Source organism: Mycobacterium sp. NGS18, from assembly GCF_059813185.1.
Window position 1 is genome coordinate 354944 of the sequence record NZ_JCALEC010000005.1, and the last position, 20457, is coordinate 375400.

The following is a 20457-nucleotide window of genomic DNA, read 5'->3' on the forward strand; positions in this document are numbered from 1 at the left end:
TCCCACTCCCAGTCACTTCACGCGTCCGACATCAGCTCACGTGCACCCAACTCGAACAGCTCCGTGGCCACCGAGATCCCCAGTTCTCGGGCCGCCTCGGGGCTGCCGATGCCGGATGCACGGATCACGTCGGATCCATCCAGCGCCGCCACGCAACCGCGCAGCGACAGCTCTTCGAAGACCCGGCCGTCCTCATCGATCGACTCGACCACCTCAGCGATCGCGCCGACCGGTGCGGAACAACCCGCCTCCAGTTCGGCGAGCAGGGCACGCTCGGCGGTGACCGCGACGCGGGTGTCGGTGTCGTCCAACTCCGCCAGCACTGCCGCCAGTGCGGTGTCGCCGGCGCGACACTCGATCGCCAGCGCACCTTGAGCCGGCGCCGGCAACATCTGCACCGGCTCCAGCGTCTCGGTGATCACATCGAGGCGTCCCACTCGGGCCAGACCCGCCCGGGCTACCACGATGGCGTCGAGTTCTCCGCTGCTTACCCTGTTCAACCTGGTATCTAGGTTGCCTCGTAGGGGGCGAATTTCCAAACCGAGACCCAATGCTCTAAGCTGCGCGGCCCGCCGCGGCGACGACGTGCCCAGCACCGCCCCGGCCGGCAGCTCGCCGAGCACCAGCCCGTCGCGCGCCACCAGCGCGTCCCGGGCGTCCTCGCGGGCCGGGATCGCGGCCAGCTGGAACCGGGGATCGGTGGCGGTGGGCAGGTCCTTGTGCGAGTGCACCGCGGCGTCGACGCGGCCGTCGGCGATGGCCTCCCGCAGCTCGGCGGTGAACACCCCCACCCCGAGGTCGGCGATCGGGCCCGACGAACGGTCGCCGGCCGTGCTGATCAGGACCAGTTCCGCGGGGTGCCCGGCGGCCACCAGGGCGTCACGAACGGTCCCGGCCTGAGTGGTCGCCAGCACGCTGGCCCGGGTACCGATACGGATTACGTCACCCAAAACGTCTACCCGGCTGACCCGGTTTCGGCGCCGACGTCGATCCCGTCGGGCACTACTGGCAATTCACCGGCGGTCGCGACCGCGTCCACGGCGGTCGGGTCGAGCTCGAAGAGCTCGCGAAGCGCCTCGGCGTAGCTGTCGCCGCCGGGCGAGCTGGCCAGCTGCTTGACCCGCACGGTCGGGGCGTGCAGCAGCTTGTCGACGACGCGGCGCACGGTGCGCGCCACCTCCTCGCGCTGGGCGGTCTCCAGATCCGGCAGCCGGTGATCCAGCCGCAGCAACTCGGCGGTGACCACGTCGGCGGCCCGCTGGCGCAGCGCGGTCACGGTCGGGGTGACCTCGGCCATCCGCTGACCGGCCAGGTAGGTGGCGACCTCGCGGGCCACGATGCCGTGCGCGGCGTCGGTGTCGGAGCTGGCGACCTGCGCCGACGGCTCGCGTTGGATCCGCTCCATGTCGATGACCTGCACCCCGGGCAGGCCGGCCACCGCGGCGTCGACGTCACGCGGCATGCCCAGGTCACAGATCATCAGCGGCTGGGTCGCCTCATCCCGGTTACCGGCGGCCAGCGCGTGGTGCACATCGGCCAGCGACACCACCGGGCTCACCGCTCCGGTGCAGCACACCGCGACGTCGGCGTCGGACAGGGTTGCGGTCATCCGGTCCAGGGCGACGGCCTCGGCTGCCACACCGGACTCGCGGATCTTGCGGGCCAGGCGCTGGGCGCGCGACAGCGAGCGGTTGACCACCCGGATGCGTTTCACCCCGGCGCGCGCCAGGTGCGCCGCGGACAGCGCTCCCATCGATCCGGCGCCGATCACCACCGCGGTCCGGCCCTGTAAACCGTTGTCGCCCAGCTGGTTACTCGCAATCCCCAGCGCGACCGACACCACCGAGGCGCCGGCGGCGTCGATCCCGGTTTCAGAGTGCACCCGCTTGCCCACCGACAGCGCGCGCTGCGCCAGTTCGTGCAGCACCCGGCCGACGGTGTTGTTGGCCTCGGCGGAGGCGTAGGCGCGGCGCACCTGCCCCAGCACCTGCTGTTCGCCGACGACCGCCGAGTCCAGACCACTGGCCACCGAGAACAGGTGCTCGACGGCGGCTTCGCTGTAGCGGACGTAGGCGTACTTGGTCAGGTCGGTCATCGACATGCCGGAGTGTTCGGAGAGCACCTGCCCGACCGCCGACAGCCCGCCGTGGAACGCCTCGACGACGGCGTAGACCTCGACCCGGTTGCAGGTCGACAGGATCATCGCCTCGGTGACGAGCGGCGATTCCAGCACCCGCTCGACGATCTTGACCTGATCGGGTTCGGCGGTGCTGAGCTGCTCGAGTACGGAGACCGGGGCGCTGCGATGCGAGACCCCGAAGAGCAGGACGCTCACGGCAAGATCACCTGGTCCGCTCCTTGCTGTCACCCGTGAACAAACTTCACTCCACGGTAGAGGCTAAAGCGCTGGCCCACCAAATTCGGCGAGATCCGCGCGCAACCTGGGCTCGTCGACCTCCCAGTAACTGTGCTCGCGTCCGTCGAGCAGCACCACCGGTAACCGGTCGCCGAATTCCGCTCGCAGCGCGCTGTCACCGGCCGCTGCGGCGGCGTCGACGTCGACTGCGTGCAGGTCGAACCCCAGCTCAGCGGCGAGCTGCGCCAGCTGGGTGTGCACCTCGACACAGACCGGACAGCCGTCGCGGGTCAGCAGCTGCACCTGGGGGCGGGTCATGAGTTCAGTCTGGCGCAGGGTGGCTATCTTTTCGATATGCCCAGCGGAAGTGCGGTCTCGATCACTAACCTGCTGTACCGCTACGCCGAGCTGATGGACGCCGGCGACCTGGACGCCGCCGCGGCGCTGTTCACCCACGCCCGGATCAAGGCCGACGCCGAGGGCCGCGTCGTCCTCGACAGCGCCGGGCTGCTGCAACTGTGGCGGGGGCTGGTCAAGATCCACCCGGACGGCACGCCGCGCACCAAGCACGTGGTCACCAACCCGATCCTCGATATCGACGAGGAGGCCGGCACCGCGGCGTGCCGGTCCTACTACACCGTGCTGCAACAGACCGACGCCGTGCCGCTGCAGATAGTCGCCGCCGGCCGCTATCACGACGAGTTCGAGCGGGTCGACGGCGTCTGGCGGTTCAGTTTCCGGGACTACTCGATGCTCGATTTCACAGGCGATCTGCGCGATCACCTGGGGGTCTTGGGGGGCGGGGCCGGTTAGGGTTGACGGCGGCCGGAGAACCGGCTGCCCATGCCGAGCGGAAGGAGTCGGGTGATGGCGTTACCGGGCCCGGCCAACGGGGATTCCGCAGCGGGCGCCGACCCCTTGCTGGTCGGCGGCGCCAGCGCCGACCGGGCGCTGGAGGACCTGCCCGACGAGGACACGCCCGCCCCGGTCGACCTGACCGCGGCCGCGTTCTTCGACGTCGACAACACCCTGGTGCAGGGCTCGTCGATGGTGCATTTCGGCCGGGGACTGGCCGCGCGCGACTACTTCACCTACCGCGACGTCGTCGGGTTCCTCTACGCCCAGGCCAAGTTCCAACTGACCGGCCGGGAGAACAGCGACGACGTCGCGGCCGGCCGGCGCAAGGCGCTGGCGTTCATCGAGGGCCGGCCGGTGTCGGAGCTGGTGGATCTGGGCGAGGAGATCTACGACGAGATCATCGCCGACAAGATCTGGCCCGGCACCCGCGAGCTGGCCCAGATGCATCTCGACGCCGGCCAGCAGGTGTGGCTGGTGACCGCCACCCCCTACGAGCTGGCCGAAACCATCGCCCGTCGGCTCGGGCTGACCGGGGCGCTGGGCACCGTCGCGGAGTCGGTCGACGGGGTGTTCACCGGCCGGCTGGTCGGCGAGATCCTGCACGGGCTCGGCAAGGCGCACGCGGTGCGATCGCTGGCCATCCGCGAGGGGTTGAACCTGCGGCGCTGCACCGCCTATTCCGACAGCTTCAACGATGTGCCGATGCTGTCGCTGGTGGGCACCGCCGTCGCGATCAACCCGGACGCCGCGCTGCGGGAGATGGCGCGCAACCGCGGCTGGGAGATCCGCGACTTCCGCACCGCGCGGCGGGCGGCGCGTATCGGCGTGCCGTCGGCGCTGGCGCTGGGGGCGGTCGGCGGGGCCCTGGCTGCGGCCGTGGCGCACCGGAACGAGCGCCCGTAGCTCGCGGAGGGCGCGAGGGCCGCGTGCGCCATTCAGGCACGGCGCACCGGAACGAGCGCGCCTAGCGTGACCGCTGATAAGCTTCCGCCCGCCGAACACCACGGCGAGCGGAGGGGTAGACCGGCATGGCAGTACACACCGAGTCGCAGGGAATCATCGGCACGCACTACCGGTTCCCGGACTACTTCGAGGTCGGCCGGGAGAAGATCCGGGAGTTCGCCCGCTCGGTCAAGGACGACCACCCCGCCCACTTCGACGAGGACGCCGCCACCGAGGCCGGGCACCCCGGCCTGGTCGCGTCGCTGACGTTCCTGGCGGTCGCCGGGCGCCAGGTCCAGCTGGAGATCTTCGAGAAGTTCGACATCCCGATCAACATCGCCCGGGTGCTGCACCGTGACCAGAAGTTCACCTTCCACCGGCCGATCATGGCCGGGGACAGGCTGTACTTCGACACCTACCTGGACTCGGTGATCGAGTCCCACGGCACGGTGGTCAGCGAGGTCCGCAGCGAAGTCACCGACGCCGAGGGCAAGCCGGTGGTGACCAGCGTCGTCACCATGCTCGGCGAGTCGGTCAACCAGGACGCCGACACCGAGGCGGCCACGATCGCCGCGATCGCAGCGATGCGCGACCGGGCGCAGGGCAAGAAGTAGGCGGCTCAGCCCAGGAACATGTTGCGGCGGGCGGCCAGCAGCCGGTACAGCGTCTGCTGAATCGTCTCGCGCACCTGGTCGGTCAGCTCGAAGGTGACCATCGGGTCGTCGGCCGCACCGGGCTCGTAGTCGGTGGTCTTGATCGGCTCACCGAAGGCGATGTGCCACTTCGACGGCAGCGGCACCAGACCAGCAGGCCCGGCCAGCGGGAACAGCGGGGTGATCGGGAAGTAGGGCACACCGAGCAGCCGGGCCAATAGCTTGACGTCGGCGATCATCGGATAGATCTCCTCGGAGCCGACGATCGAGCACGGCACGATCGGCGCCTGGGTGTGCAGGGCCGCCGAGACGAAGCCGCCGCGACCGAACCGCTGCAGCTTGTAGCGGTCCTTGAACCGCTTGCCCAGGCCCTTGTAGCCCTCCGGGAACACCGCGGTCAGCTCGCCGGCGGCCAGCAGCCGGTTGGCGTCGACGGTGCAGGCCATGGTGTGGCCGGCCTTGCGGGCGGCCGGGCCGATCAGCGGCAGGTCGAACACCAGGTCGGCGCCGAGCATCCGCAGGTCGCGGTGCGACGGGTGGTGGTCGTGCACCGCCACCGAGAGCATCAGCGCGTCGATCGGCAGCACCCCGGCGTGGTTGGCCACCACCAGTGCGGGCCCCTCGGCCGGCAGGTTCTCGATGCCACTGACCTCGACCCGGAACCACTCGTTGAAGACCAGCCGCAGCAGCGGCAGCGCGACGGCCTCGTTGAAGTGCGGGTCGAAGCCGAACTCGTCGACCTGGTAGTCGCCGGTGATCCGCTCGCGCAGGAACGCGACGACGGCGGCCACCCGCCGGGCGAACTCGGCCGGGGTCGGCTCGGCATCGCTGGACACCGCAGCGCGGCGCTCATCGATCTCGCGGACGACGGCCGCGATCTGCTCGGCCGAGGCCCGTTCGGAGGGGCTGCTCAGCGTCGACGGGTGCCGCCGCCCGGCGCCCGAGTTTTTGTGCAGCGGAATGACTTTGGCTCTTGCACCACCAGCCATCGCATTAACCTCCCCGCACCCTGTCCATACCGATATCACCTAGTCGTTGCGCCACGCTCACCGCGCGTCGCTCCACCGACTCCACCCATTTGGGGTCGATGATCGGAGTGAGACCTCGCCCCCGAACGTAGTCATCAAATGCCTCAGCGGTAGTCCACTTCGTGCTGTACCCGAGGTCGGTTCGCATTCTAGTCGTATCCATCACCCGGCCAAAGCTGAGATAGTTCAGCTGCTCCCGGTTGATCTCGGTGTAGTTGTTGGCCCGCCGCAGCGAATCCAGCACCGACAGGCCTAAACCGGGCAGCGGCAACGGAATCCGGCCCGAGCGGCGGATCGCCTGCGACATCATGATGATGCCGTCGGCGCCGACGTTGAAGGTGCCCGCCTTGCCGGCCATGCTGGCGCGTTCCAGCGCGCCCAGCGCGTCCTGCTCGTGCAGCAGCTGCAGGCGCGCGTCGCGGCCCAGCACCATCGGAACCAGCGGCCCGTCGAGGTAGCGGGACAGCGCGGTGTCCATGGCCGGGCCGATCATGTTGGCCATCCGCAGGATGGTGACCGCGACGTCCGGCCGGCGCCGGCCCAGCCCGCGGGCGTAGCCCTCGATGTCGATGCTGTCGCGTGGAAAGCCTTGGGTGGGCGGCCGGTGGCTGGTGCTGTCCTCGGTGAACAGCACCGGGTCACGCGAGCAGGACCCGTAGACCTCCGAGGTCGACTTGAGCACCACCCGGCGCACCGAGGGCGCCTTCTGGCAGGCGGCGAACAACTGCATGGCGCCCATCACGTTGAGCTCCTTGAGCGCCGCCCCGCCGCCGGAGCGCGGCACATACGACGCCGCGGCGGCGTGCACCACGGTGTCGACCTCGCCATTTCGAATCACCTTGGCGATAAAGGGATTGCGAATGTCGGCGCGGACGAATTCAGCGCGCCCCATCCGGCGCAGCATGTCCTTGCTCGGCATGACCGCATCGACTGCGATCACCCGGTTGATCAAGGGGTTCTGCGTGAGCCTGGCGGTCAAATAACCACCTAGAAACCGGCACGCGCCGGTGACCAGCACAACCTTGGGGTAGTGCCGGACGTCGCTTCGCGTGCTGTCGCTCGGGGGGCCGGCCTCGTCCACTCCGCAAGCCTAACGGCCACTGGTGAAAAGCAATACCGGCGATCGGCCGTCCACGGTCGTAGGCCGAGTCTCAGGCCAGACGGAGTTACTTACCGAGTTTTCTGCGCTGAACCCGGGTACGGCGAAGCAGCTTGCGGTGCTTCTTCTTCGACATGCGCTTGCGCCGCTTCTTGATGACTGAACCCATGAACTCCGCTATCTGCTTCTGCCCGCGCCGCCGCAGGGGCGCTGGGCGAACTTGCTCGACCGGCTCACTTTACCCGTAGACAGGTCCGGGACTGAAAACCGGCACCTGAGGCGGACCGACGACACAGCCGACCCCGGGCGTCGCCGTGCGGCGACGCCCGGGGGGCGCTTAGTTGTCGACCGGCGGTCAGCCTGCGTCGAAGAAGGAGGTCTCCAGCAGGTCGTGCACTGCCTTGGCGTGCACCCGAAAAGACCGACCCACCCGTACCGCGGGCAGCTCGCCGTTGTGCACCAGGCGGTACACCGTCATCTTGCTCACCCGCATCAACGCGGCCACCTCGGCCACGGTGAGAAATTGTGTCCGACCCGCCTCGGCGGAGCCGGCATCCCGTGCCGCCCTGCCGCCAGCCGAGTCTCGTGCCGAAGGCCCGTTCGCAGACGTCATCGTTACCCATTTCAATCAGGCACGTGCAGTCCCAGCGGCTTCCCCTCCGCTAGCCCACACGCGCAGACATAGAGGAGAATAGCGGGACGAATGGGGTTCCTGCGACGTGTGAGAGCCAATATGTGAAAAATAAGTGAATTACTCTGATGTAATTCTTAGCTGCTCAGAGCGGGTTTTTGCGGCCTGGACCGCCCGATCCACCGAGGTCCGCAGGCCGCCGGCCTCCAGTTCCCGCAGCGCCGCCGCGGTGGTGCCCCCGGGAGAGGTCACCATTGCTCTCAGCTGCGCCGGAGCGGTGTCGATCACCGCGTTCGCGGTCCCCACCGCCTCGCTGCGCCCGTCCAACAGCATCTGCGCCGCCCCGGCCATCGTCTGCACGGCCAGATCGGTGGCGCCCTGCCGGCTCAGCCCGGCCGCCACGCCGGCGTCGACCAGCGCCTCCACCATCAAGAAGAAGTAGGCGGGCCCCGAACCCGACACCGCGGTGACGGCGTCCAGCTGTTCTTCCGGAACGATCGTCACCGTGCCGACGCATTCGAACAGCGCGGCGACCTGGTCGACCTGCTCGCTGGTGGGGAATCGGCCCTTGGCCAGCGCGCTGGCTCCCGCACCGACCTTGACCGGCGTGTTCGGCATCACCCGGATCACGGCCGCGCCCGCCGGCAGCTTGGACTCCACGTAGGCGGTGGTGACACCGGCCACGATCGACACCAGCACCTGTTCGGCGCTGTCGCCGGAGGCGGCGGTGACGTTCTTGGCGAACTCGGCGACCACGGAATCCACGTCCTGCGGCTTCACCGCGACGATCACGATGGCCGCGTTCTCCATCGCGTCGGCCACCGAGGTCACCAGCACCGAATACGTCTCGGCGAGCTGCCGGGCCCGGTCCCCGAACCGCTCGGCGACCACCAGGTCCTTGACCGGGCGCCCCGCCGCCAGCAAACCTGCTAGCAGGGCTTCGCCCATGTTGCCGCCGCCGATGATCGCGATTCTGGCCATGGCGACAGCATGGCAGACCCGGGCGATCGCAAGCGCGGCGGAGCCGGGCGCGGCGGGTCGCCCGCATCTGCACCGACGATCGCAAGCACGGCGGAGCCGGGCGCGGCGGGTCGCCCGCCGAAGACGCAGCTCGGCCGGGCTACCGGGCGGGAACCATCGCCAGTTGCCGGGACTGCACCACGATCCGGCCCTCGCAGTCGACCACGGTGTGGTCCTCGTCGAACCAGTCCTGGCCGATCTGCACGCAGCTGCACAGCACCCGCAGCCAGCCGTCGGCGGGCAGGCCGCGCAGGTAAGCGGTGAGCTGCACCGTCGGCGCCCAGCCGGTGCGCTCCACCGCAAAGGTCACCGGCGCCGACACGTCCCCGCACAGCAGCGCGAACAGGGCGTCCGGGGCGATGCCGCGGGGCCGCACCCACAGCTGGATCAGCGGAGGCCTGCCGTTGTCGCTGGGCTGCAGCGTCGAGACCACCGGCCGGATGTCGCAGCCCTCGGCCAGGTTCACCAGCCCGGCCATCGGGTGCCCGGGAGCGATGGGGGCCAGGTCGTCGGGCGGTTCGGGCGGCATCAAGGCGGTCACCGGGTTGGCCGACAGCAGCGGTGGGGCGTGATGCTCGGGCTCGCCGAGGGTGATGACGGCGTGCACAGCGGTCCGCTCCCCCTGAGTGAGCTCCACGTCGATGACGCTGATCCGGCGGCCCCGTTTGCGCGCCCGGGTGGTCAGCTGCATCGGGCCGGGTTCGGGCGCCCACAGGAAGTTGCCGGAGACCGCGACCGGTTGCAGGCCGTCGGAGGCTCCATCGCCGGATTGGCCGTCGGCGCAGGCGGTGCGGGCGGCGTTGGCGCACAGCGCCAGCATCGCCCCGCCGTGCACCTTGGGGCCGATCGTCCAGTGCCGGTTGAGTTCCCCGGCGAAGCTCATGACGTCCCCGGATTCTTCGATCGGGGTGAGCCGCATGGCGTCGGCGAACGAGGCGAGCGAAGTCTGGCCCATGGTGTCCCTTCGGTGTCGCGATCAGCGCAGCAAGTGCGTGCGGGCGAACTGTAGCGACTCGATCAACAACGCCTCGCGCTCGTGTGGTGAGCGCGCCTGGGAGGTGGTCACCTCCAGCACCACGTGACCGGTGAAGTCGCTGGCAGCCAGCAGCTGGCACACCTCGACCGTGGGCTGATCACCGCGCCCGGGCACCAGATGCTCATCGGCCGGCAGCCCGGTGCCGTCGCACAGATGCAGATGGGTCAGGCCGGACCCCATCCGGCGGGCCATCTCCAAGGCGTCGGCGCCGGCGGTCGCGGTATGCGACAGGTCCAGGGTGTAATGCGCGTGGCCGCCGTCGAGCGGATCGTGGGACGGCGCGAACGCCGAGATGCCCGCGCCGGGGCCGCCGCCACGGCGTCGCATCCGCTCCCGAGACTGGTCAGCGCCGAAGAACCGGTCGGCGCGGAACGGAAACATGTTCTCCACCGCCACCATCACGTCGCTGGTGGCCTCCAGCTCGGCGACCTGATCGCTGAATCCCTCGGCGTAGCGCCGCTGCCAGCGAAACGGCGGGTGCACCACCACGGTCTGGGCCTCGAGCCGTTCGGCGGCCCGGACGCTGCGTTCCAACTTATGGACCGGGTTGGCGCCCCAGACCCGCTGCGAGATCAGCAGACACGGCGCGTGCACCGACAGCACCGGCACCCGGTACTTCTGCGACAGCCGCCGCACCGCGCCGATGTCCTGGCTGACCGACTCCCCCCACACCATCAGCTCGACGCCGTCGTAGCCGAGCCGGGCCGCGTACTCGAAGGCGGCCTCGGCCCGCAGAGGGTAAACCGAAGCCGTCGACAGGCCGACCTTGATGGCGGGGCGCACGGACTAATAGTGAACGGCTAATTGGCGTGCAACGCCAGCGGCCCCAAGGTGACCAGCAGCCCGACCGCCACCGCGATCAACGTGCTGACGATGTCGACGGTCTTGCGCACGGCCTGTACCGCGGCCACCAGGCCGAGCGTGACCAGCACGGTGAGCACCAGAGCCACGATGCTGTTCCACCGCCACAGCTGGTCGAAGGCGATGAACAACCCGCCGCCGAACGCCACCGCCAGAATCGACTGCAGCACCACCAGCGCCCCGCCGACCGCTCCGGGCCGGCCGACGTACTCCTCGACCGGCTCCGTTTGCGCGGCGTCGGCCTCGACCGGGTCGGTGAAGTCGGCGGCACCGCTGCGATCGTCGGCGTCGGCGCCGAAATCGGACCGGACCGACCGGTCGGTACCGCCGGAGGCACTGAGGACCGAACGCACGTAGGCGGAGTCTCCGACCGACAGGTCGGGCTCGCGCACCTCGGTGTCCATCACGTCGACTTCGATGTCGGTGTAGGTGTCGACCGGGTCGGGGCGCATCCGTTCGGCGCCGGAGCCCGTCGGCCGCGCGGCGGTCTCGGCGGCCGGGCGACCGTTCTCGGCGGCTGGCCGGCCGTTCTCGGCTGCCGGCGGATCGGAGCGGCGCATCGGCCGCGGGTAGGAACTCTGCTGCGGACCGCTACCGCGCGGCGGCGGTGGGGGCGGAGATTTGGGCCAGCGCGGCTCGGGGGTCGACCGCTGAACGAACTCCACCCGCTCGACGGGGCGCGCTCCGGTGGCCGGCCGGTCCTCCTCGACGAATCCCGGTGCCGGGCCAAGGAGCAGCCCGCCACTCGGCTCGTCGTCGGAGGTCTCGGAGCTGTCCGACGGCTCGGCTGCAGCTTCTGGTTCGGGGGGACCGTCCTCGTCGCGGATGATGGGGATCTCGCCGGTCAGCTCGGCGACGGTGACGGCGTCGGCGTTGCCCCGCCTGCGCCGACGGCGCCCGGTGACCGGTGGCGAACCGATCGTCCCGTTCTTGGCGAGCAGTTCGGCCACCGAGATCGGCCGCGTCTCGACGTCGCGGGGATCAGGCTTGGGACCAGTCATCGTCCGCCCCCTCCCGGCCGGGCGGCGGCCAAGCCGACGGCCGAGGATGCCAGCAAGGTGGCGCTGTCGGCTTCGCGATCGAGCCGCCGCAGGATCAAGCCCTCCCGCAGTGCCCACGGGCAAATCTGAACCGTTTCGATCGACAGCGCTCGCATGCTCGCCTCCGCCACCAGGGCGCCCGCCACGATCTGCGGGGCCCGCTCGGCGCTCACCCCTTCCAATTCGGCACGATCTGCCGTGGTCATCCTAGAGATGAATGATATGAGCTGCCTAAGGCCTGCGGCGGTTAATGTGCGCCGTACCCGCGGTCCGGCGGCCGACGGCGCGGCTCCGGTGAGCCGAGCCAGCGAACGAAACGTCTTGGAGCTGGCGACCGCGAGATCGGGCGGGCCGGCCTCGAGGACTGTCGCGGCCGCGCCCGCCAACTCGGTGTCCAGCCAGTCCCGCAGCATCGCCACCCGGCGCCGCCCGGGCGGGTCCTCGGGCAGCCATTCCCGGGTGAGCCGTCCGGCGCCCAGCGGCAGCGACAACGCCACCTCCGGCGCCTCGTCAAGACCGCTGGACAGCTCCAGCGAACCGCCGCCGATGTCGAGGTTAATGATCCGCCCGGCGCTCCAGCCGAACCAGCGCCGCACCGCCAGGAACGTCAGCCGGGACTCGTCCTCGCCCTCCAGCACCTGCAGGTCGACACCGGCCTCGTTGCGCACCCGCGCCAACACATCCTCGGAGTTGGACGCATCGCGCACCGCCGAGGTGGCGAACGCCATCAGCTCCGCACAGCCCGAACTGGCTGCGATCGTGGCGAATTCGCCGATTGTGGACACCAGCTTGTCGGCGCCGCGCCGGGTGATCTTGCCGGAGCTGTCGGTGGCCTCCGCCAGCCGCAACGTGGCTTTGGTCGAACTCATCGGGGTCGGGTGACCGCCCCGGTGGGCATCGACCACCAGCAGATGGACGGTATTGCTGCCGACGTCGAGCACGCCTAATCGCACCCACCCAACTTAGTAGGGCGAAGCAGTGGCACGGTGAGGCAACGCCAATTTCTGGTCTAGCCTGGAGTTTTGTGACCCCCGCACAGCCTGCCTCCCCTCGGCGCGAAGTCGGCCTGGACTTTGCCCGCGAATGGGTGGAGTTCTACGACCCGGACAACCCCGAACACCTGATCGCCGCCGATCTGACCTGGCTGCTGTCGCGTTGGACGTGCGTGTTCGGCACGGCGGCCTGCCGCGGCATCGTGGCCGGCCGGCCCGACGACGGGTGCTGTTCGCACGGTGCGTTCCTGTGCGACGACGACGACCGCGCCAAACTCGACGACGCCGTGGCACAGCTGACCGACGCCGACTGGCAGCTGCGCGACAAGGGGCTGGGCAAGAAGGGTTACCTGGAGTACGACGAGAACGACGGCGAGGAGCAGCTGCGCACCCGGACCGTCAAGGGCGCCTGCATCTTTCTGAACCGGCCCGGGTTCGCCGGCGGTGCGGGCTGCGCACTGCACATCAAGGCGGTCCGCCTCGGCGTGGAGCCGCTGACCATGAAGCCCGACGTGTGCTGGCAACTGCCGATCCGGCGCAGCCAGGAGTGGGTCACCCGCCCCGACGACACCCAGGTCCTCAAGACCACGATCACCGAGTTCGACCGACGGGGCTGGGGCCCGGGCGGTGAAGACCTGCACTGGTACTGCACCGGGGATCCGGCGGCGCACGTCGGCGCCAAGCAGGTGTGGCAGAGCCTGGCCCCGGAGCTCACCGAATTGCTGGGCGCCAAGGCCTACGCCGAGCTGGCGGCGATCTGCGAGCGCCGCAACGAACTCGGCCTGGTGGCCGTGCACCCGGCCACCGGCGCCGGCTGACCCCCGGAACCGCCGCCGACCTGGGCCATCAATGGTGTGCGGGGTCACGGCTGAACGATTTCTGGCAAGCGGCTCAGGTCGGTATAATCGGGAGTAGTCTCCGCGTAGCGCAGCACCACCATCGGAATGCGCACTGAATTGAGAGCCACGCCCTACGCGGGCATGATCCTGTATTTACGCACGCCCGCTGGAGATTCATGATCAGGACCGACATGCACACCGTGGAGCGCGACCATAACGGACACGCGCCGCCGGTCGTCCTCCGGCCTCCCGTGGTCCTGGAAGCCCGCAAGCTCAACAAACAGTTCGGCGCGGGCGATACGGCCACCCCGGTATTGCGCAACGTCGATATCCAGATAACCCGCGGGGAATTCGTCGCCCTGGTCGGGCCGTCCGGGTCGGGCAAGTCGACGCTGCTGAGCATCCTGGGCCTGCTGGACATGCCGACCAGCGGCGACGTCCTGGTCAACGGTCACAGCGTCTCAGCGCTGTCGCGCCGGCAGCTGGCCACCGTCCGATGTCAGACGCTCGGCTACGTCTTCCAGGCATTCAACCTTCTGGCGGGCCTGTCGGTCGTGGAGAACGTCATGCTGCCCGGCCTGCTGGCGGGCAAGTCCGGTCGCTCCCAGCATGCCCACGCGATGAGCCTGCTGGACCAGGTCGGGTTGGCCGCCAAATCCAAGCGGGTGCCATCGGAATTGTCCGGCGGCGAACAGCAGCGCGTGGCCGTGGCGCGAGCGCTTTTCATGAAACCCGACGTAATTCTCGCCGACGAGCCGACCGGTAACCTGGACACATTGAATGGCCACCGGGTCATCGATGCGTTGTATAACTTGAATGCGGCCGGACAGACAATTGTTCTGGTGACCCACGACCGCAAAATTGCCGACGACGCCCCGCGCCTGGTTTCACTGCTCGACGGTGAAATCGAAACCGACAGCGGAATGATTCACGCGCCTAACAATGTGTCATGGCTCGCGGGACATTAGCCGCGACTTTCGGCCTGCTTCGGATCATCAATTTCCGGGCCGTTCGTAAACACGCCTTCCGGGCCGCATTGGCCGCGTTCTCCCTCGGCGGCGGCGTCGCGGTCGTCGTGGCCGTCATGATCGAGGTCACCAGCGTCTCCAAGGCCGTCGAAGACGTCGGCTACCAGATCGCCGGACCCGCGCCGCTGCGCGTGGTCGGGGCGGCCACCCGTGGCGGCATCAGCCCGGCCGTCGTCGAAGACTCCCGATCGGTTGACGGGGTGGCGGCCGTGGTGCCGGTCATCCGCGGGGTGACGATGATCCGCAGCGACGGTACGGAGAGCTACGGGCTGGGTCTGGGCGTGGACTGCTCGGCGCAGTGGATCGTCGACCCGAAGGTCTGCCAGACCGGTCAGCAAGAGCCCCCGCCGGCGATCTCGAAGTCGCTGGGCGACTCCCTGGACTCCTCGGCGACCCTGGTCACCGACGTCGGGCAACTGTCGGTGGAGAAGTTCCAGCGGGTGGCCGATCTCGATGAGGTCAACAACGGCCTGGTCGCGGTGCTGCCGCTGAGCATGGCCAAAGTGCAGTTCGCCCGCGGCGACCGGGTGGACATGCTCTACGTGACCCTGAACTCCGGCGCCGACGCCGGCGCGGTCCAGCAGAAGCTGAAGACCGCGCTGGGCCCCACCTACAGCGTGCAGCCCCGCAGCGAGCCGGCGCGGGGATACAATGTCAACGACGTGCTGCTGCCCCTGCTGGGCATCTTCGCGCTGATCTCGATCGGGGTCGGGGTCATCCTGATCACCCAGATCACCCGGCTCTCGGTCGAGGAGCGCCGCCGCGAGATCGCGATCGCCTCCGCGCTGGGGGCGTCGCCGGCCTCGATCATGACCGGGTTCCTCAGCGAGGCCGCGCTGTTGGGGGCGGCGGGATCGGCGATGGGCGTGCTGACCGGCATCGTCATCTCCGAACCCATCGTGGCCAGCGCCAGCGAGCTGACCGAACGGTTCGTCGGCGTCACCGTCCCGGTGATCCTCAAGCCGGCGATCCTGGTCCTGGGCGTCCTGGTCGGCGTCCTGCTGGCGGTGGGGGCCGCGATCGGTCCCGCCCTGTCGGCGTCCAACACCCCGATCGCGGCCGAGCTGTCGGGGCGCGCGGCCCAGGAGCAGACCACCCAGCGCAAGATCTGGTTCAAGGCGCTGCTGTTGCTGGCGATCGGGCTGGCCGGGGTGATCGCGGCACGGCTGGCGACACTGTCCGGCGCGCTGGTCGCCTGGCAGGCGATCCTCGCCGACATCGGCGCGGTCGTCGCACTCATCGGTCTGCTGCTGGCTACGGCGTACCTGAGCGCGCAGGCGATCACCAGCCTGCGCCCGAGGCCGGACAAGTCGAGCGGGGCGACGCTGACCATCGCGCTCAACGCGCTGCGCTCGGACCGCTCGCGCACCGCGGCGATCTCGGGAGCCATCGCGGTGCCCGTCGTGGTCGCCATCCTGCTGTCCGGATTCCTGGTGGCGATCCACATCGGCGCCACCAAGGTCGCCGAATCGCAGGCGGACGGCCGCATTGCCATCACCACGACGCAGTTCGCCGATTACGGGCCCATTGACGCCCGATTCGCCCCGCAGACGCTCAACAAACTGAACTCGGTGGCCGGCGTGGAAAAGACCGAGCGGATGGCGGAAATCGAGATCAGCCTCAAAGACGGGTCGCTGGCGCATATTCAGGCGCAGGACCGGCCCACATTTCCGTTCGGACTACTCGCCGGGCAATCCCCGGAGGCAAGCCAGAAAGCCAATCAGGTCGTGATCGGCAGCGTCCTGGCGCGCGAGAAAAATCTCCACATCGGTGACGCACTCGTATTGGGAAGTGGACTCGAGGCGCAAGCAATGAGCATCGGGACCATTGTCGCAACCCCGGAATACGGCGGCCGCCGGATCTACCTGCCCTACTCGGTCGCCGAGCAGATCTACGGCCCGCAGCCCGCCGGCCTGATCTTCGCCACCCCGGCGGCCGGGTTCACCGCCGGAGAGGTCATCGAGAACATCGGGGCCACGAAATTCGACCAGCCGGTGACCGCGGTGGACACCGATGGCTACGCCTCCGACATCGCGGCGTCGATCGGGCGCTACCTCACCCCGCTGAACACCCTCAAGTACGGCCTGCTCGCGATCGCCTTCATCTCGGTGCTGTCGACGCTGCTGCTGGTCGGTATCCGGCGCAGGCGCGAGGTGGCCCTGATCCAGGCGCTGGGCGCCACCCGAGCGCGGGTGTTCAGTATCACCACTATCGAGGCCGTGGTTGCCGGCGCCGCCGGCGGCCTGTTCGGCGCGGTGCTCGCGATTGCCATCTCCGAAGCGGTTCGGCGGGCAGCCGTCGTCAACGTCGGCCTGATCACCCCGCTGGTGTTCCCCTGGACCGACGCGCTGCTGTATGCGGTGCTGGCCACCGTCGCCGCCGTTTTCGCGGCCATCATTCCCGCGTGGAAGTCCACCCGGTCTACCCCGGCAACCGAACTTCGCGACGAGTGACACGAAGGATGCAATGACCGCGACCGTGCCGGGGTTCACCGGCGACGCCATCTACCCCGCCGACGCCCGCTACGACACGGTGCGTCAGGTCTTCAACGGCATGATCGACAAGCGGCCGCAGGTAGTGCTGCAGTGCCGTTCGCGCGAGGACATCGTCGCCGCGGTGCGCTACGCCGTGGACGCCGGCGCCGAGATCGCGGTGCGCGGCGGCGGCCACAGCGTGGCCGGCCACTCGACCACCGACGGCGGCGTCGTCATCGACCTGACGCAGATGCGCGGAGTGCGCGTCGACGCACAGGCCCGGATCGCCTACGTCGACGCCGGCGCCACCTGGGGCGACGTCGACCCGGTCACCAGCAAGCACGGCCTGGCGTGCCCCGGCGGGGTGGTGTCGACGACCGGTGTCGGCGGCTTCTCGCTCGGCGGCGGCATCGGGTGGCTCTCCCGCGCGTACGGCATGACCTGCGACAATCTCATCGGCGCGGAGCTGGTGCTGGCATCCGGCGAGGTGCTGACGGTCAGCGAGACCGAGAACGCCGACGTGCTGTGGGGCCTGCGCGGCGGGGGCGGCAACTTCGGCGTCGTCGCGCAGTTCATGCTGCGACTGCACCCGGTGGATTCGGTGGTGGCCGGCGTGCAGTCCTACCCCGACACCGACGCCGAGGCGGCGCTGAAGCATTTTCGGTCCCAGATGGACAACGCCCCCGATCATTTGGCGTCCATCCTGGACTTCTCCAGCGACCTCAAGTCCGGTCAGTCGCTGGTCAACATCCTGGGCTGCTCGACGCGCACCGACCAGATCGGCGTCGACGACACCCATGCGCTGCTCAACGTCCGTGGCGCGGCGGCCAAGCCCGTGCTGGCCCTGCAGCACAAGCTGGAGTACCCGACCTGGCAGCAGGCCATCGACCAGACGGCGCCCTTCGGCTGGCTGAACTACTGGAAGTCGCTGTTCGTCACCGAACTCACCGACGAGGCGATCCGCCGCATCGCGCTGCTCGGGCGCTCGCGGCCCTCGGCGCAGACCCGGCTGCATTTGATCCGGCTCGGCGGGTACGCCAGCCGGGTGCCGCCGGAGGCGACGGCCGTGGCCACCCGGGAGCACCCCTACATCATCCATCTGATGACGACCTGGACCGACCCGGCCGACACCGCGCGCTGCACGGCGTGGGCCGGCCAGGCCTTCGAGATCTTGCGGCCGCTCGGCCCCGCCGGTGCCTACCTCAACTTCGTCGGAGACGAAGGGCAGGACCGCATCCGCGCGACATTCGGCGACGCCGGCTACCAACGCCTGGCCGAGCTCAAGGCGCGCCTGGACCCGGACAACCGGTTCACCCTCAACCACAACATCACGCCGGCGGGCTGACGTTCGCAGTTCTCAGTGTGTCGCCAAGGCCGACACACGTTTACGCAGCGCACGGTGGGTATTGTTGTCCGCGGGGGAAAGGACGCAAGCATGTCTGGCGCGCGCGATGATGGGTTGGCCTTTGCCGGCGTCGCGCGCTTGGCGCAGCTGGTGCGCGAGCGGGAGGTGTCCCCGCGCGAACTGGTGACGCTGTATCTGGATCGGATCGCCCGACTTGACCCGGCGCTGAACGCATTTCGCACCGTGCTCGGCGACCGGGCGATGGACGAGGCCGCGCAGGTCGAGCGCCGGCTGGCCGCCGGAGAGGTGCTACCGCTGGCCGGTGTGCCGATCGCGGTCAAGGACGACACTGACGTCGCGGGAGTTTCGTCCATGTGCGGCACCGGAATTGACGCCGGTCCGGCGAGCACCGACAGTGCCGCGGTACGCCGGCTGCGCGCCGCCGGCGCGGTGATCATCGGCAAGACCCACCTCTCGGAATTCGGCGCCTACCCGGTGTGCGAATCGGCGACCTGGGGGGTGACGCGCAATCCGTGGGATCTGTACCGGACCCCGGGCGGATCCAGCGGCGGCTCGGCCGCCGCCGTGGCTTCCGGGATGGTGCCCGGCGCGACCGGCAGCGACAGTGGTGGCTCGGTACGCATTCCGGCCGCCTGCTGCGGGCTGGTCGGTCTGAAGGGCCAGCGCGGACGGATCAGCGCCAAGGAGTCACCCGAACGGGCCTACCGGTTCCACGGCCTCAACCACATCGGGCCGCTGGCCCGCAGCGTCGTCGACGCCGCCCTGCTGCACGACGCGATGACCGGCCCCGAACCCGACGACGAGATCCCCTCGCCGCCACCGGCGCCGCCGCTGATGGACGCGCTGCTGGCGCCCACCCGGCCGCTGCGGATCGCGATGTCGTTCAAGCCGGTGGTGCCGGTTTCCGTGAGCGACGAGGTGCGCCGGCCGGTGTTGGAGACCGCGGAGTTGTTGCGGTCGCTGGGCCACGAGGTCGTCGAGCGCGACCCGGTCTATCCGGTGGTCGGCATCGCCGCGGTGCTCGCGCTGTTCATGAACGGGTTCGCCCATGAGATCGAACGGCTGCCGAGAACCGAACTGCTGGAACGGCGCATGCAGGCCGAGGCCCGCACCAGTCGTCTGGTCCCGGACTGGCTCGCCCGCCGCGCGGTGGCCGCCGAGCCCCGGATCACCGCCCGCTCGCAACGCGCGATCGCCGACTTCGACATCCTGATGACACCGGTCGTGGCGATGCCGCCGGTGCAGGTGGGCTACTTCGAGGGCTACGGTCCGACCCGGGCCATGCTGCGGATGCTGAAGTTCATCCCGTTCACCTTCCCTCAGTGCTACAGCGGCCAGCCGGCGATCTCGGTGCCGACCGGGATCGCCGCCGACGGCGTACCGGAGGCGGTGCACCTGGTGGCCCGGGCCAACGATGAGGCGACCCTGATTTCGCTTGCGGCACAGCTGGAGTCGATGCGGCCGTGGAGTCAGCGCCGGCCCCCGACCGAAGCGCTGCTCTCGCAGGTCGGCTAGTCGGCCGAGTAGCGTTCGCGCAGCCCGGACAGCGTCGCCTCGATACCCGCGGCATTGGTCTTGGCGGACCGGGTGAGCTCGTAGAACTTCAACTTGAGCGCACCGCCGTTGCGGTAGTCGAATGTCTCAGTGACCCTGGTCAGGCCCGGCGAGAGCGCCTCGAACTGCCATCGCCACCGATGGCCTTCCGGGTGGCGCCACTCGACCAGCTCATCCGGCTGGTACGCGGTCACCGTGCTGGTGATGCGGTAGGGCACGCCGTACATCTTCATCTTCGTCGAGAATCTCGACCCCACGGTGATTTCGGCCGGCGCCTTGACGTTGTCGCGGACGGTTCCCGACCCGTCGAGTTCCCGATGGCGGCGGGGGTCGGCCGCGATCGCGAACAGTTCAGCCGCCGGGGCGGCAACCTCCACTGACCGACTGACCTGCCGGGGCCCGGCATCGACAACGGTGACCGCCATGGTGTTTCCCTTCGGTGACGGGACTTCGGTCCGACCCTACCGAGTCAGGAGGGCCGATTTCCTCAATGGTTTCTTAAACGTCGGTGCCGGATCGGGCCGGATTTCTTGTCGGCGTGCCGAACTAGTGTTCGATTTATGGGCAGGGACGCTTTCGCGGATCGGGACACCATCATGCGGTGCCTCGATGAGCAGGAGGCGATTAATGCCCGGTTGGCGCAGTGTTCGTTAGATGCGTTGAGCGCCGAGGAGCTGGTA

General features: G+C 69.3%; 21 protein-coding genes. 8 read left to right on the forward strand and 13 right to left on the reverse strand.

The features are described from left to right. Positions 1–17: 17 nt before the first annotated feature. The 3 genes from hemC to AC5Y31_RS12980 all read right to left on the reverse strand — a co-directional run bounded on the left by hemC (position 18) and on the right by AC5Y31_RS12980 (position 2674). On the reverse strand, positions 18–950 hold the full coding sequence (gene hemC / locus AC5Y31_RS12970; RefSeq protein WP_064856788.1) for a hydroxymethylbilane synthase: 933 nt from the start codon (positions 948–950) through the stop codon (positions 18–20). Positions 951–955: 5 nt separating this feature from the next. After that, positions 956–2335: a glutamyl-tRNA reductase gene (locus tag AC5Y31_RS12975; protein WP_499980767.1), complete on the reverse strand. Its 1380-nt coding sequence runs from the start codon at positions 2333–2335 to the stop codon at positions 956–958. A gap of 63 nt (positions 2336–2398) precedes the next feature. Then, the gene (locus AC5Y31_RS12980; RefSeq protein ID WP_065026016.1) at positions 2399–2674 is read right to left on the reverse strand and encodes a glutaredoxin family protein; all 276 of its coding nucleotides are present in this window, start codon (positions 2672–2674) and stop codon (positions 2399–2401) included. A 36-nt stretch (positions 2675–2710) separates the two neighbouring features. Between AC5Y31_RS12980 and AC5Y31_RS12985 the strand changes: the two genes are divergently transcribed. From AC5Y31_RS12985 to AC5Y31_RS12995, 3 genes are all read left to right on the forward strand, one after another. After that, positions 2711–3169 (forward strand): nuclear transport factor 2 family protein, encoded by a 459-nt coding sequence (locus AC5Y31_RS12985; RefSeq protein ID WP_065026015.1) that lies wholly within the window; start codon positions 2711–2713, stop codon positions 3167–3169. A 54-nt stretch (positions 3170–3223) separates the two neighbouring features. Further along, positions 3224–4117 (forward strand): HAD family hydrolase, encoded by an 894-nt coding sequence (locus AC5Y31_RS12990; protein WP_499980769.1) that lies wholly within the window; start codon positions 3224–3226, stop codon positions 4115–4117. A 125-nt stretch (positions 4118–4242) separates the two neighbouring features. Continuing rightward, entirely contained in the window at positions 4243–4770 is a 528-nt protein-coding gene (locus tag AC5Y31_RS12995; RefSeq protein WP_065026014.1) for an FAS1-like dehydratase domain-containing protein, read from the forward strand. Positions 4771–4775: 5 nt separating this feature from the next. Here the strand turns inward: AC5Y31_RS12995 and AC5Y31_RS13000 are convergent, their stop codons facing one another. The 9 genes from AC5Y31_RS13000 to AC5Y31_RS13040 all read right to left on the reverse strand — a co-directional run bounded on the left by AC5Y31_RS13000 (position 4776) and on the right by AC5Y31_RS13040 (position 12477). Further along, positions 4776–5798: a lysophospholipid acyltransferase family protein gene (locus tag AC5Y31_RS13000; RefSeq protein WP_499980770.1), complete on the reverse strand. Its 1023-nt coding sequence runs from the start codon at positions 5796–5798 to the stop codon at positions 4776–4778. Between the two features lie 4 nt (positions 5799–5802). Beyond that, positions 5803–6918 carry an SDR family oxidoreductase gene (locus AC5Y31_RS13005; protein ID WP_065026012.1) on the reverse strand — a complete coding sequence of 372 codons (1116 nt, stop codon included), beginning with the start codon at positions 6916–6918 and terminating at the stop codon, positions 5803–5805. A gap of 85 nt (positions 6919–7003) precedes the next feature. Next, a complete protein-coding gene (locus AC5Y31_RS13010) occupies positions 7004–7105 on the reverse strand; it encodes a 30S ribosomal protein bS22 (protein WP_003402602.1) in 102 nt (33 codons plus the stop codon). A gap of 186 nt (positions 7106–7291) precedes the next feature. Then, positions 7292–7549 carry a helix-turn-helix domain-containing protein gene (locus tag AC5Y31_RS13015; protein WP_065026011.1) on the reverse strand — a complete coding sequence of 86 codons (258 nt, stop codon included), beginning with the start codon at positions 7547–7549 and terminating at the stop codon, positions 7292–7294. Positions 7550–7687: 138 nt separating this feature from the next. Beyond that, positions 7688–8548, reverse strand: coding sequence for a pyrroline-5-carboxylate reductase (gene proC, locus AC5Y31_RS13020; protein ID WP_065026010.1), 861 nt, complete (start codon positions 8546–8548; stop codon positions 7688–7690). A gap of 139 nt (positions 8549–8687) precedes the next feature. Continuing rightward, positions 8688–9542 carry a thioesterase family protein gene (locus AC5Y31_RS13025; RefSeq protein ID WP_499980771.1) on the reverse strand — a complete coding sequence of 285 codons (855 nt, stop codon included), beginning with the start codon at positions 9540–9542 and terminating at the stop codon, positions 8688–8690. Between the two features lie 21 nt (positions 9543–9563). Next, positions 9564–10406 (reverse strand): sugar phosphate isomerase/epimerase family protein, encoded by an 843-nt coding sequence (locus tag AC5Y31_RS13030; RefSeq protein ID WP_499980772.1) that lies wholly within the window; start codon positions 10404–10406, stop codon positions 9564–9566. Between the two features lie 17 nt (positions 10407–10423). Further along, on the reverse strand, positions 10424–11485 hold the full coding sequence (locus tag AC5Y31_RS13035; protein ID WP_499980773.1) for an Rv0497 family membrane protein: 1062 nt from the start codon (positions 11483–11485) through the stop codon (positions 10424–10426). Beyond that, entirely contained in the window at positions 11482–12477 is a 996-nt protein-coding gene (locus AC5Y31_RS13040; protein WP_065026007.1) for a Ppx/GppA family phosphatase, read from the reverse strand. Before AC5Y31_RS13040 ends, AC5Y31_RS13035 begins: the two co-directional genes overlap by 4 nt. Before the next feature lie 71 nt (positions 12478–12548). On the opposite strand from AC5Y31_RS13040, the gene AC5Y31_RS13045 reads away from it, so the two are divergent. From AC5Y31_RS13045 to AC5Y31_RS13065, 5 genes are all read left to right on the forward strand, one after another. Next, on the forward strand, positions 12549–13334 hold the full coding sequence (locus AC5Y31_RS13045) for a DUF3109 family protein (RefSeq protein ID WP_065026006.1): 786 nt from the start codon (positions 12549–12551) through the stop codon (positions 13332–13334). A gap of 197 nt (positions 13335–13531) precedes the next feature. Then, positions 13532–14323 (forward strand): ABC transporter ATP-binding protein, encoded by a 792-nt coding sequence (locus tag AC5Y31_RS13050; RefSeq protein ID WP_234787480.1) that lies wholly within the window; start codon positions 13532–13534, stop codon positions 14321–14323. After that, the gene (locus AC5Y31_RS13055; protein WP_499980775.1) at positions 14305–16836 is read left to right on the forward strand and encodes an ABC transporter permease; all 2532 of its coding nucleotides are present in this window, start codon (positions 14305–14307) and stop codon (positions 16834–16836) included. Before AC5Y31_RS13050 ends, AC5Y31_RS13055 begins: the two co-directional genes overlap by 19 nt. A gap of 13 nt (positions 16837–16849) precedes the next feature. Next, complete coding sequence (locus tag AC5Y31_RS13060) at positions 16850–18202, forward strand: FAD-binding oxidoreductase (RefSeq protein WP_499980776.1); 1353 nt, start codon at positions 16850–16852, stop codon at positions 18200–18202. 90 nt (positions 18203–18292) lie between these two features. Continuing rightward, positions 18293–19738: an amidase family protein gene (locus AC5Y31_RS13065; RefSeq protein ID WP_499980778.1), complete on the forward strand. Its 1446-nt coding sequence runs from the start codon at positions 18293–18295 to the stop codon at positions 19736–19738. Here the strand turns inward: AC5Y31_RS13065 and AC5Y31_RS13070 are convergent. Continuing rightward, a complete protein-coding gene (locus AC5Y31_RS13070; protein WP_499980779.1) occupies positions 19735–20202 on the reverse strand; it encodes an SRPBCC family protein in 468 nt (155 codons plus the stop codon). The genes AC5Y31_RS13065 and AC5Y31_RS13070 overlap by 4 nt on opposite strands. Between the last annotated feature and the right edge of the window lie 255 nt (positions 20203–20457).